The sequence below is a fragment of the Sulfobacillus harzensis genome (assembly GCF_012933365.1).
Lineage (GTDB): Bacteria > Bacillota > Sulfobacillia > Sulfobacillales > Sulfobacillaceae > Sulfobacillus_B > Sulfobacillus_B harzensis.
In genome coordinates, this window is sequence record NZ_JABBVZ010000116.1 from 1 (window position 1) to 9959 (window position 9959).

Sequence of the window (9959 nt, forward strand, 5' to 3'; positions counted from 1 at the left end):
AAAACTCGATCCATGGCCCCACCCACATGGCAATAACTGGCTTATGGCGGAAAATTTACGAATCGTTGCCATACCCCCGAAAGGGGTGACTGGATGATGCGTACCTATGAGGCGTTATCGCGTCCTCGATACTATCGAGACTGTGCGGGGGACTTTTTGATTGTCGTCGGGGTGTGGCGGGAAGACGGCCGGGTCACCCGGTATGACGGGGCGGCTTCGGTCACGATTGGCGTGGCTTCGCAGGTTATTTCGTGGGAGTTCGATGCCGCGTATTTGAAGCGCTGTCGGCGCGTCGATGCAGCAGCCGTGCCGGCCGTTTGGCATCAGTCCTTAGATCGGTACATCGAGGAGGTGGCGAGCTCATGCGCGTTGTGATCGCCAATCCTGGGAAACGGGCCTACGTGGCGGACATTGATCCCGGGCTGGAGTCGATGCAGAGGGTCGTTGGCGGGTTGATTGAGCTTTGGGCCGTCGATGGGGCGGCCCACTTTCTGTGCAACGAAGAAGGACGACTGATCGGCTTGCCCCTGAATCGCTTCGTGACGCTGAGCGACGGGACGGTGTGGGATATCTACGGGCCGATTCTGGTCGTCGGCGGCAACGCGGAGGACGGCACTTTCACGTCATTGCCGGAAGCTGAAGCAATGCGGTGGGTGTCGCAGCTTAATCGGTCGATACTCCGCAAGGTGTCGATTTAGCCGTGGACGTTGCGTATGCCTTTCGCTGTGATGAGTGCGGGTGGCAGCGGAAGATGAGCAGCGTCGATGATGACCCGACGACCTCCAGCGGTGCCTGTCCCGCGTGCGGCGGGAATCGCTGGCACATTTACGCCAAAGACGAGAACGGCCAGGTGCGCGTGGTAATGTAGCCTGTCCAATAACGCCTCCATCCATGCGGGTGGGGGCGTGTTGTCGTGGGCCGCTTCCGTGGGGGGATGGCACCTAGCCGGTGGTATACTGTTTGTAAAGGAGCGCATCGATGGAAGGAGAGCGTCCCATGCCGGATCAGCCGCCGACACCCCCGACAACGCAAGATTTCCCCGATCATTGGGGATTCTATCTCTTGCAGGCCATTAATCGGCTGGACGATAAAATTGACGAGGTCCGGCGCGAACAGGCGCGGACGGCTGATAGTTTGCGCCAAGAAATGCAGGAGCTTGATACGAAGTTCACCCAACGCATTGAGAGCCTCGATGCGAAATTCGATCAAAAACTGACGAGTCTCCAATACTGGTATTGGGGGACGCTGGTCGTCATCATTATCGGCTTTGTCACTGTGTTGTTTACCCATCCGTAAGTTCTCCGATTCGTGGGTTCGACCTGTCTGCCCGGATATCGGGTATTCGACAGCGCGGGAGCGATGTGTATCCGCATCGCCCCCGCGTTTTGGTTGGGAGGTGTTGCGTATGGCGTCTCGCCCATTTTTTCCGGTCACCGATAAGCCGATGACACGCCGCGATGCGGCGGACCTCTTGACGGGGCTTGCGAGCCTGATTGAGAACTACCCGTCGGACAAAGTGCTGCTGACGGTTAATGTGGAAATACCGACTGTCGCGGACGGATCGACGAGGAGAGGGTCTTCTTCGTCGCCAACTGACGACGCTCCTTCAAAGCGGCCGAGGGGGAGTTCCTCTCGGAAGGCCAAATAGGCCGCGTGTGCTCGTTTAGGTGCTGGCGTCAAGGGTTCCTGACGGGCTCGTGGAGGTATTGTGCATGATTGAGGTCGTGTTCGGCGATGCGGTCGCGGCGCTGCAGGCAGGCCGCATCGATGTGCTGGGTCATCAGGTGAATCTGGACGGTGTGATGGGCGCCGGGATTGCTCGGCAAATCGCTCGGACTTGGCCGGGGGTGTTGTCTGGCTACTGGAAGGCGTTGCGTGAGAACGCGCTGGTGTTGGGTGGCGCCCAAATCGTCTCTGTGGCGCCGGAACGCTGGGTGGCCAATATTGCAGGGCAAGTGCATCCCACCCGTCGGGGCCGGGCCACCGATTACGAGGCCCTGGACTCAGGATTGCGCTTCATGGCGGATTTCCTTCAAGTCCACGAGTTGACCGGCGGTCTCCCGTACGGGATTGGTTGCGGGCTGGCCGGGGGTGATTGGGCCGTGGTGGAGCCCATGATTCACAAAGCCTTTGCCGACTGCCGTCTTATCCTCTTTCGGCTGTAGACCCCACACATAAACCCGGCGGCTTGTGCAACAAGCTCGACTATGACCAGCTACCCGAATCGACAGGCGCTTTGAGCGCCGCGAGGATCGAGCGCCTTCGTTTCTTTGGTGCAGACCCGGGAATGCTTCTCTAGTTCCCGGCTCTCTGGTCCTCCGTTAAACGCCAGCTCGGGGTAGCGCGAGCCGCGCTCTGGCGATCGGGATGAGCTTGATGAGTCTGGTCGCTCTCGTTGGAGCCGTTGCGCATATCATACACGGCAATGGTTGGGGGATGATGGTCAGCTTCATGGTGGCTTACGCCGGCAAGCTTGGCTTCAATGCCCTTGAACGTCACCGTATACCCAATAGCATCCGATCCGTTTGAACAGACCCGTCCTTCGGGACGGCTTTTTGTTTCATACGCTGAGGTGCCGCATGACGCCCGGTTGGGACTGTCCGAGCATCCCGAATGTCTCGTCCAATAGCATGCGCACACCCTATTAATGGGAGAGCTTCGTAAGGAGAAGCCGAGTCGGATTCCGCGGCATAACGTGCTGTTGACATCACCCGCGAGCTGCCCTCGCGGGTTTTTCTCGTTCACCGTTGCCTTGGAAAGGTTGGATCAAGAGATGGGGATCGGAAATTTGGTAGCCAAGCCACTCGCGGTGGCTGCACGAGACATCATCGCGCGGGCTCAGGCGCGTCTGGATGCCTTGGACGCGCGGTGTGTGGAGGGCACCTTGGACCGCGACGAGTACGAACGGCAGGTGTTGGTGATTGTGATGAATTTGAAAGAGGCGCTGGAACGGCCGGTCAACGATGCCATATGGCAGGTTCAGCACGCGTCGGCCTCGTAGACGGTGCGTTCGATGATGATCCTGTCCTCTATGGCGGGGTAGGCATTCTTTTTGCTCACTTGAAAAAGGGGGAGTCCGTATGATGACTCAGGGCCGACTCCTGGCTCAATTGCCGGAGCCGGTGCATTGGGTGGGTGTCATTGGTTCGCGGCGGGCCACCCCCTCAGAACTCGCTGTCGCACGGCATCTCGGAGCCACATTAGCCCGCCGGGGCCGCGTGGTTGTGTCGGGATTGGCCTTGGGCATTGATGGGGCAGCGCATGAAGGCGCCTTGTCGGTGCCCGAGGGTCTCACCGTAGCGATTGTGAGTACCGCGCCTCCGCCGATTGAACCACTCTATCCGTCTGCACACCAATCGCTGGCGGATCGCATCGTAACGCAAGGCGCGATCGTCCATCCCTTTTCGACGCCGGCCCAGTCTCAGGCCCAGCGCATCCATCGGCTGCTGGAACGGGATTTGCTCTTGGCCCAATGGGTCTCGCTGATTATCGTCGTGGCGGACCATGAACCGATATCCGGCGGGTCGCGTTGGGCGGTAGGCGCCGCATTAAAGCGGGGCATCCCGGTATTTCGCTTAGATAGCCAAGGGGTGTTTCATCAAAGTCCGGTGACGGATCCCTGGTGTGTGGATTGGTCCATTGAGTGTTCGGAGTTGATCGTGAAGGCTTAACCGAAGGAGCGATTTCATGCAGCGTCATACCCGATTACATCATCGTGTCACTCACCGCCGCTGGCAACTCCGTCGTCGGTCCCGGCTCATGGGGGTCTGGCATTGGTGGAGCTTAAAGCCGCAAGACGTCGATACGCACGCGCCGGCCCACATCTTGGGGAAGAAGCGGAAAGACCAACGACGGGTGGAGGAACGCCGCTTTCGCCAGCAGGTCCGGCGAGCGCTCGTGCATGATGAGCCGATACCCCGCTATCGCCACGACTACGCTGATTAACCCCGCCGCGACGTACCCGTCGCGCTGAGGTTGTGTGCATCTTCGATGAGGGGGAATTCAATATGGATACGTTGGAGCGGTTTCCGTTGACGGTGAAAGATTTGCGTGCGGCGCTGGACCATATGGAAGCAACGGGAGCGATTACTCCGGAGACGCTTGTCCGGATTGACGAAGAAGATGACCTGATCAGCATGGGATGCGAAAACAATCGCGTGGTCTTGTGCTGCCGTTAGGCAAGTGCCCGAGACCTTGCACACATCGGATGCCTCGACCGCCGGGTCGAGGCTTTTGTGATAGTAGACGAATCGGATAAGGAGGACTCACGATGATTGCCATGCTCATCGCTGTTGCGGCCGCCATGGTGGTGGCCCATGAACTGGCCCATGTTGTCACCACGCTAGCTTTCGGAGGCCGCTTTGAAGGGGTCGTCGTCAAGCCTGTGCTCGCCGTGGGTGTGAAGATCCGGGTCGATGCGTTGAGTGCCCGTCAAGTCGCGTGGACACTGATTGCGGCTCCCTTGGCGGAGGTGTTGGTGGTGGCTGCGGCGTGGGCGATTCAGCCCAGCGCGTGGAGGCTGTGGCTGATGCTCCTCGGGGTCCAGTGGGCGATGAATTGGACGCCATGGCCGTGGTTTTCTACCGATGGGCGAAGGCTTTGGACGTTGCTGCATGGCGATCCGATGACCTCTGACGAGGAATGCGATGGCGCTAGCGCTTCATGATGCTGGGCGCCCGAGGATCCGTACTCGGTCCTACCCCAGGCTTCGGCCCCGTGGTTGACCATGACAGCAATGCGTGGCTGTGGGGGATTGCGTGGCCGGTCGCGAATCCGTCCCGTTGGGATGATCGGGGTCGGCCGCGCATTGACGGCAATATTCCTTAACCACCATGGCGGGCAGATCTGTCCGTCCTCCCGAACGTTTCAACCCGCAGCATGGACAATCCCAATAGTACATTGGCTTCACTCCCTATCACCCGTTTATATCAAATTTTGAGAGGAGTTGCGATTTCATGACCACTATTCGGCCCGAATCATTGGCGGAAGGACTTGCGCTGATCGCGGAGGGACTGGACCACGTGGAGGCGGCCCCAGACCCGGTGGAGCGTCAATCGATTGTGTCCGCCGTCCGGGGTATCCTTCAGACCCTTGCCGGTGAAGTAGGGCATCCGGACGCGTTGACATGGCCGCACGACCCAGGCTGGGTTTCGCCCTTTTCGGCACGGGACCTCTGATCGTCGCGTTTGGACGCGGCGTCAGCATGGGAGACGCCAACGCGGTGGCTCAAGGGTTCCCGCAACCGCGTCGAAACGATCGCGGATCGTCTCGCAGCTGTGTGTGAGCCCCGCATCTTGCGGGGCTGCGGTGGGCGCATTCTCTTCAGGAGGTGCGCCCATGCGCCAGAACGTCAACGGTATCACGTACGACACCAGTACGTTGACGCCGCTCCATTTGTGGCACAACCACTGCCCGCCCGACCATCCGCAGTATCAACGCTACATCGTCTATCGCCACCACGTCGATTGCTACGTGGTTTGGGTGAAGACCGGCATCCGCCGTGGCGGTCTCAACCAGCTGGTGGTGATCAATCATGTCGGCCTGACGGCCCTCTATCGGGGCACTGAAGCCCAAGACCGGCGGCGGTCGCTGGCCCGAGTGCTCCAGCAGCTGGCGGTGGATTCTCAGGAGGTTGGGTAGATGCTGATGATTGTCCATCTCGAGTGGCCCCGGCGTATTAGCCTCTATGACGGGCGTCGTCCGATCGGGCGGAATTTGCAAAGTACCGCAGCAGTCCAAGACTGCCTGCAGGACGACCCGGCGGCCCCAGTTTTGGTGGCGATGGCCGATGAGGCTTTGCATCCCAACGTGTCCCTCGTCCTGGATGTGCCCGGTGCTTCCATCCCGAGGACCGAATGGCCGGACGGCCAATGACCGGCAGGTTTGTCAACTCCCGGTTTCCGGATTTGGATCGCGATCAGCGCGCCGTTCATCTGTCGGCGTCCGCCCCAAGGTACCACCGCTTGTATTTTCCCTGTCGAAACGACATAGCGTAGATTGACCCGACTTGCTACGGGGCACCCTAATTGGAAATGATTTCTTTACGAGGGGCAGAGGGTCCACTATGATAAGAAGCAACAGATGGACAAGGACGGAGAACATTGTGGCTATTAATCGGAACACAGAGGACAGCTGGAACGCGCTAGATCCGGAAGCATTGGCGAGACATGTACTCCGACGTCACCACTTCGAAGAAACGATGCCTGTCCCTATCATTGACGTTTGCTTAGCCGAAGGCATCAGAGCTGTACGTCAAGCGACGTTTAGGGATCCGGCCGTTTCCGGCATGATTCGCTATGTTGGCGATGGCCATGTTATTTATGTGCGGGCCACCGACCCGCCGGCTCGTCAGCGCTTCACCATAGCTCATGAACTGGGGCATTATCTTTTGCAAATTCGCGGTGTTCGTGACAACACAGAATTAAACGCAATTGAGCGTGGAAACGTGGAGGCGCTGTACCGTCGGGCGGGGCAGGTGGACGATGAAGAGCGTGCGGCCAATGCGTTTGCAGCTTCCTTGTTGATGCCTGCCCCGATTTTGCGAAAACTTGGCGACACCTATAAGCCGCGCGTTTTAGCAGGGTTCTTAGCCGTATCGGAGGAGGCGTTGAGAATTCGCCTGCGAAGCTTTGCCTAGTAATGAGGTCCCCACTCTTGATCAGGCCGATGTCTCCTATACAGGGGCAGAAATCCTCCGCGACATTGCTGACGAGGTTGTGAATGATGAACCGCCCGCAGAGATTATTCGTTTTGAGCAAGAGGCGTATGAGAAGGGGTTCCGACAAAGCCTCCAGCTTCGCGAATGGTACGCCAAGGGAATACTCTTCGGGCTTGGTACGGAAGCAGCAGCCTCTTTAGTCATCATTTTTTGCTTGGTGACGGACGTCTCCGTTTAAGTCCTTGGATCGGTAGGCACCTTCTTTCTGGGTGTTTTTGGTCAAATTGCTGCGTTAGCGCGCGTCGTGGTCCGCCATCTATTCCCTGCCATGGATTTAGAGAAGTAAGCCGCCATGCGGTTCATTCGTGTAGCGAACGGATTGACGGGTCTATAACACCTCACTGGATTGCCGCTCCTCCGCGGGCCCGCGCGTGAGCGTTGACTATGAGCTATCAGCTATTCGGTCGTAGCTGTGGAAGCGATGCATTTCGGCCTCGCACAGGAAATCACGCAAGGCCGTCTATTGGGAGTAAATTTCCGCCTTTGCCCATTTTGTTGAATACGGTTGATGACCCGGCACTCCTGCCGGGTTTTTGGTGTGCAGTTTGCATTGGCAAGTCTGGAGTGGCGCTATCGATTGCCGCGTAATAGGAGGGTCTCTTCATGAACGCCCATACCCATGTTCTCGGTGGGCTGGCTGTGGCCGGCCTGGCGGTCTCCCGTCGGCGTGCCCCATCCCGTGACGCTGGCCGTTGCCAGCGGGTTTGGCGGGCTCGTACCGGATTGGGATCATCCGCATTCCACGATCGGCCGGTGGATCCCGTGGCCGGCTGTCTCGCACTCGCGGGGCCCGTACCTGCCGCCGGCGGTCGGGCGCGCGGGCTTCCCGCATGCGATCTGGCACCGCCATCAGGCCCATTCGATCGTCGGGACGGCGGCGGCGGACGTGGCCTTTGCCTTGTTGGCTTTCATCGTCTGGATGGGGATTCGTGGGGTGGGCCACGGTCTGCTGGCCGGGTTCACGTTTCCCGTGCCGTGGGTTCTCTTGGGTCTGTTCCTCGGCGGCCTCAGCCACTTGGCCCTGGATGGCTTCAACGAAACCGCGCAATGGTGGCTCTGGCCCTTTTCCACCAAGGGCTTTCGCTGGCCGATTCATGCGCCCGTGAAGCGCATTGATGCCCCGGTGTCATTGGCCTTGACGGTCGTGGTCCTGCTTTTGGCGTGGCACGTCGGGCACATGCCGATGCTGCGTCTGATGCGAACTGCTGGGCCATCCGCCGCCAGCGGATGAGCGGGATCAGCTGTCACGTCAGATACCGAAAGAAGGGATCTGGAATGGCGATAGCCGTGACCGGCGTCGCGACAGCCGACGACTGGTCTCTGAAAGCACGGTGGTCGATTGGGCGCCAAGCCTGGCTGGTCCAGGCCGAACATCGGATGCCCGAGCGGGGCGGGTGGATTCGCGGGTGGCTGGCGACAGAGGCAGGAGCGCCTGCGGAGTTCAATCTCCTCACCGACGCGCTGGTCGCCATTGAGCGTTTTCTCGATGCGCCGACGTGGGCGCGTTGCCGGGAGTTCAGCGGGGTGTAGCGAACCCCAAAGGCCCAGCCCGGGTCCCCCGGGCTGGTGCGAGCTGTCGAGGTGATCGCTCACATGATGACGTTTAACGTGACCATCAACGATGGGGTGCACGTCTTAAGCCATACGATTCGTACGGGCGACGGCGACGACTTGCCGCGACTGGTAGCCCAAGCGGTTCAGCAAACGATAAATCCGGGCCCAGCGCGGTTGTCGGTATGGCATGGCGCTTCCCGGCCGGGCATGTGGTGGGATTACGACGTGGACATCGTTCCGCAAGCCGGGGCGTCTCGGACCCTCTCTGCACATGTCTCGGTGGCTCATCCGGTTCCCCAAGCTTCTTAACACAGTCCAGCGCGTCCCGCGCCGGAACGTTGCGAGCATCTTCATCACAAAACCCAAAACACGAAGGAGTGGTTGTGTCATGATGAACGTCATTATTCTCGAAGGTCGTTTAGTTGCCGATCCGGAGCTTCGCTACACCCCCCAAGGCGTGCCCGTGGCCCACTTCCGCATGGCCGTGGATCGCCCGTTCGTTGGCCAGGACGGTAATAAAGAGACGGACTTTTTCCAGCTCGTGGCGTGGCGCAAACTCGGAGAGACGGTCGCCAATAACCTGACCAAGGGCCGTCTCGTCAGTGTGCGCGGGCGGCTTCAAATGCGTCAATATGAGGCGCAGGACGGATCCAAGCGCACGGTGTACGAAATCAACTGCGACGAGGTCAACTTCCTGGATCGCCGCCCCGAGGGTGCCGGTGCTCCGGGCGATGCCGGGGCTTCCACCCAGACCGAGGAGCTTCCCGACGATCTCCCGTTTTAAGCGACTTGCATGGGCCCCGACCGGGTTGCGGTCGGGGCTTTTTGTGGTGGCCCGCCGCCTGACGGCGGCCGAACGAAGCTCGGAAGGAGTTGATGCGGATGCCGAAGGCGTGGACGCTTCAGCGTTGGCCTGAACCGGACCCTGACATCCGGTGCGATTTTTGCCACCGGGAGCCGGCCGTCGGTGAACTGTGTGCAGGATCGGTGGCGGGGTGGGTAGTGGGGGCCGCGTGTTGGCACGGGCGCTTAACGCGTGGCACCCCGGTCTGGGCAACGGAAAGGAGGTCATCGCCATGCGATTGCCGGTGATCTGGCGTTGGTCGTGTGGGATCTGCGGGACCCGTTATCCCACGGCGCGCCAAGCGCGGGCATGCCAACGCGGCGTGCATAAGCACTGCTCGCTCTGTGGACTCGTGGGTGCGGCCGACGAAATTTTCTGTGAACGGGATGGAAGCCGTTTGGTGCGAGCTAACGCGCCCCACGACGCAGAGGGAGGACGAGGATGAACTGGATGCGACAAAACCCACTCTGTCCCAAATGCGGACGGGAAATGGCAGGCCCCAATTATGACAGGCTGAGCGACCGGCTGAACTATCAGTGCTTGTGTGGGTTCCACACGAGTCGCGTGACGCTGGACAAAATGGATCAAGTTTGGTACTCCACGGATGCCGTTGACCGGGAATTAGGAAAGGGTGTGAGTGCCCCATGACTGACCCCGTGGCGATTCCAGAGGTGACGCCATGAACACGATTGTCCACGGCCTGAGCTGGGGCCTCTTCTGGGGCGACGTGGGGACACTGGTGTGGATGCGACGGGGGTGGCGGCGATGAGCATTCGGGTGGTGGAAGGAGCAACGGTATGAGCGAGGATCGCTTAACTATCGAATGGCACGATGACGGTCTCG

The 9959-nt window shown here is 59.9% G+C and carries 19 protein-coding genes; all 19 read left to right on the forward strand.

Annotated features, from left to right (window positions below):
- The first annotated feature begins 93 nt into the window (after positions 1 to 93).
- The 19 genes from HIJ39_RS19455 to HIJ39_RS19545 all read left to right on the forward strand — a co-directional run bounded on the left by HIJ39_RS19455 (position 94) and on the right by HIJ39_RS19545 (position 9561).
- A complete protein-coding gene (locus tag HIJ39_RS19455) occupies positions 94 to 375 on the forward strand; it encodes a hypothetical protein (protein ID WP_169102666.1) in 282 nt (93 codons plus the stop codon).
- Positions 363 to 698 (forward strand): DUF3846 domain-containing protein, encoded by a 336-nt coding sequence (locus HIJ39_RS19460; RefSeq protein ID WP_169102667.1) that lies wholly within the window; start codon positions 363 to 365, stop codon positions 696 to 698. Before HIJ39_RS19455 ends, HIJ39_RS19460 begins: the two co-directional genes overlap by 13 nt.
- Before the next feature lie 280 nt (positions 699 to 978).
- Positions 979 to 1296 carry a hypothetical protein gene (locus HIJ39_RS19465; protein WP_207711797.1) on the forward strand — a complete coding sequence of 106 codons (318 nt, stop codon included), beginning with the start codon at positions 979 to 981 and terminating at the stop codon, positions 1294 to 1296.
- A gap of 416 nt (positions 1297 to 1712) precedes the next feature.
- Positions 1713 to 2165, forward strand: a complete 453-nt coding sequence (locus tag HIJ39_RS19470) for a macro domain-containing protein (RefSeq protein WP_169102669.1) — start codon at positions 1713 to 1715, stop codon at positions 2163 to 2165.
- A gap of 608 nt (positions 2166 to 2773) precedes the next feature.
- On the forward strand, positions 2774 to 3001 hold the full coding sequence (locus HIJ39_RS19475) for a hypothetical protein (protein WP_169102670.1): 228 nt from the start codon (positions 2774 to 2776) through the stop codon (positions 2999 to 3001).
- Positions 3002 to 3080: 79 nt separating this feature from the next.
- A complete protein-coding gene (locus tag HIJ39_RS19480; RefSeq protein WP_169102671.1) occupies positions 3081 to 3671 on the forward strand; it encodes a DNA-processing protein DprA in 591 nt (196 codons plus the stop codon).
- A gap of 16 nt (positions 3672 to 3687) precedes the next feature.
- Positions 3688 to 3945, forward strand: a complete 258-nt coding sequence (locus HIJ39_RS19485) for a hypothetical protein (protein WP_169102672.1) — start codon at positions 3688 to 3690, stop codon at positions 3943 to 3945.
- 62 nt (positions 3946 to 4007) lie between these two features.
- On the forward strand, positions 4008 to 4178 hold the full coding sequence (locus HIJ39_RS19490; protein WP_169102673.1) for a hypothetical protein: 171 nt from the start codon (positions 4008 to 4010) through the stop codon (positions 4176 to 4178).
- Positions 4179 to 4270: 92 nt separating this feature from the next.
- A complete protein-coding gene (locus tag HIJ39_RS19495) occupies positions 4271 to 4666 on the forward strand; it encodes a hypothetical protein (RefSeq protein WP_169102675.1) in 396 nt (131 codons plus the stop codon).
- A gap of 289 nt (positions 4667 to 4955) precedes the next feature.
- Entirely contained in the window at positions 4956 to 5177 is a 222-nt protein-coding gene (locus tag HIJ39_RS19500; protein WP_169102677.1) for a hypothetical protein, read from the forward strand.
- A gap of 160 nt (positions 5178 to 5337) precedes the next feature.
- The gene (locus HIJ39_RS19505) at positions 5338 to 5640 is read left to right on the forward strand and encodes a hypothetical protein (protein WP_169102679.1); all 303 of its coding nucleotides are present in this window, start codon (positions 5338 to 5340) and stop codon (positions 5638 to 5640) included.
- On the forward strand, positions 5641 to 5874 hold the full coding sequence (locus HIJ39_RS19510; RefSeq protein ID WP_169102681.1) for a hypothetical protein: 234 nt from the start codon (positions 5641 to 5643) through the stop codon (positions 5872 to 5874).
- A gap of 229 nt (positions 5875 to 6103) precedes the next feature.
- A complete protein-coding gene (locus tag HIJ39_RS19515) occupies positions 6104 to 6637 on the forward strand; it encodes an ImmA/IrrE family metallo-endopeptidase (protein WP_169102686.1) in 534 nt (177 codons plus the stop codon).
- Between the two features lie 79 nt (positions 6638 to 6716).
- Complete coding sequence (locus HIJ39_RS19520) at positions 6717 to 6896, forward strand: hypothetical protein (protein WP_169102687.1); 180 nt, start codon at positions 6717 to 6719, stop codon at positions 6894 to 6896.
- Positions 6897 to 7337: 441 nt separating this feature from the next.
- Positions 7338 to 7949, forward strand: a complete 612-nt coding sequence (locus HIJ39_RS19525; RefSeq protein ID WP_169102688.1) for a metal-dependent hydrolase — start codon at positions 7338 to 7340, stop codon at positions 7947 to 7949.
- A gap of 44 nt (positions 7950 to 7993) precedes the next feature.
- Entirely contained in the window at positions 7994 to 8248 is a 255-nt protein-coding gene (locus HIJ39_RS19530; protein ID WP_169102689.1) for a hypothetical protein, read from the forward strand.
- A gap of 63 nt (positions 8249 to 8311) precedes the next feature.
- Complete coding sequence (locus tag HIJ39_RS19535; protein WP_169102690.1) at positions 8312 to 8581, forward strand: hypothetical protein; 270 nt, start codon at positions 8312 to 8314, stop codon at positions 8579 to 8581.
- 79 nt (positions 8582 to 8660) lie between these two features.
- Positions 8661 to 9056 carry a single-stranded DNA-binding protein gene (locus tag HIJ39_RS19540; RefSeq protein ID WP_169102692.1) on the forward strand — a complete coding sequence of 132 codons (396 nt, stop codon included), beginning with the start codon at positions 8661 to 8663 and terminating at the stop codon, positions 9054 to 9056.
- A gap of 292 nt (positions 9057 to 9348) precedes the next feature.
- Positions 9349 to 9561, forward strand: a complete 213-nt coding sequence (locus HIJ39_RS19545) for a hypothetical protein (protein WP_169102694.1) — start codon at positions 9349 to 9351, stop codon at positions 9559 to 9561.
- The last annotated feature ends 398 nt before the right edge of the window (positions 9562 to 9959 follow it).

What these genes read in the sequence shown, in the direction of transcription:
- HIJ39_RS19455 (WP_169102666.1), top strand. Translation starts at nt 94, where the DNA reads ATGATGCGTACCTATGAGGCGTTATCGCGTCCTCGATACTATCGAGAC.
- HIJ39_RS19460 (WP_169102667.1), top strand. Translation starts at nt 363, where the DNA reads ATGCGCGTTGTGATCGCCAATCCTGGGAAACGGGCCTACGTGGCGGAC.
- HIJ39_RS19465 (WP_207711797.1), top strand. Translation starts at nt 979, where the DNA reads ATGGAAGGAGAGCGTCCCATGCCGGATCAGCCGCCGACACCCCCGACA.
- HIJ39_RS19470 (WP_169102669.1), top strand. Translation starts at nt 1,713, where the DNA reads ATGATTGAGGTCGTGTTCGGCGATGCGGTCGCGGCGCTGCAGGCAGGC.
- HIJ39_RS19475 (WP_169102670.1), top strand. Translation starts at nt 2,774, where the DNA reads ATGGGGATCGGAAATTTGGTAGCCAAGCCACTCGCGGTGGCTGCACGA.
- HIJ39_RS19480 (WP_169102671.1), top strand. Translation starts at nt 3,081, where the DNA reads ATGATGACTCAGGGCCGACTCCTGGCTCAATTGCCGGAGCCGGTGCAT.
- HIJ39_RS19485 (WP_169102672.1), top strand. Translation starts at nt 3,688, where the DNA reads ATGCAGCGTCATACCCGATTACATCATCGTGTCACTCACCGCCGCTGG.
- HIJ39_RS19490 (WP_169102673.1), top strand. Translation starts at nt 4,008, where the DNA reads ATGGATACGTTGGAGCGGTTTCCGTTGACGGTGAAAGATTTGCGTGCG.
- HIJ39_RS19495 (WP_169102675.1), top strand. Translation starts at nt 4,271, where the DNA reads ATGATTGCCATGCTCATCGCTGTTGCGGCCGCCATGGTGGTGGCCCAT.
- HIJ39_RS19500 (WP_169102677.1), top strand. Translation starts at nt 4,956, where the DNA reads ATGACCACTATTCGGCCCGAATCATTGGCGGAAGGACTTGCGCTGATC.
- HIJ39_RS19505 (WP_169102679.1), top strand. Translation starts at nt 5,338, where the DNA reads ATGCGCCAGAACGTCAACGGTATCACGTACGACACCAGTACGTTGACG.
- HIJ39_RS19510 (WP_169102681.1), top strand. Translation starts at nt 5,641, where the DNA reads ATGCTGATGATTGTCCATCTCGAGTGGCCCCGGCGTATTAGCCTCTAT.
- HIJ39_RS19525 (WP_169102688.1), top strand. Translation starts at nt 7,338, where the DNA reads ATGTTCTCGGTGGGCTGGCTGTGGCCGGCCTGGCGGTCTCCCGTCGGC.
- HIJ39_RS19530 (WP_169102689.1), top strand. Translation starts at nt 7,994, where the DNA reads ATGGCGATAGCCGTGACCGGCGTCGCGACAGCCGACGACTGGTCTCTG.
- HIJ39_RS19535 (WP_169102690.1), top strand. Translation starts at nt 8,312, where the DNA reads ATGATGACGTTTAACGTGACCATCAACGATGGGGTGCACGTCTTAAGC.
- HIJ39_RS19540 (WP_169102692.1), top strand. Translation starts at nt 8,661, where the DNA reads ATGATGAACGTCATTATTCTCGAAGGTCGTTTAGTTGCCGATCCGGAG.
- HIJ39_RS19545 (WP_169102694.1), top strand. Translation starts at nt 9,349, where the DNA reads ATGCGATTGCCGGTGATCTGGCGTTGGTCGTGTGGGATCTGCGGGACC.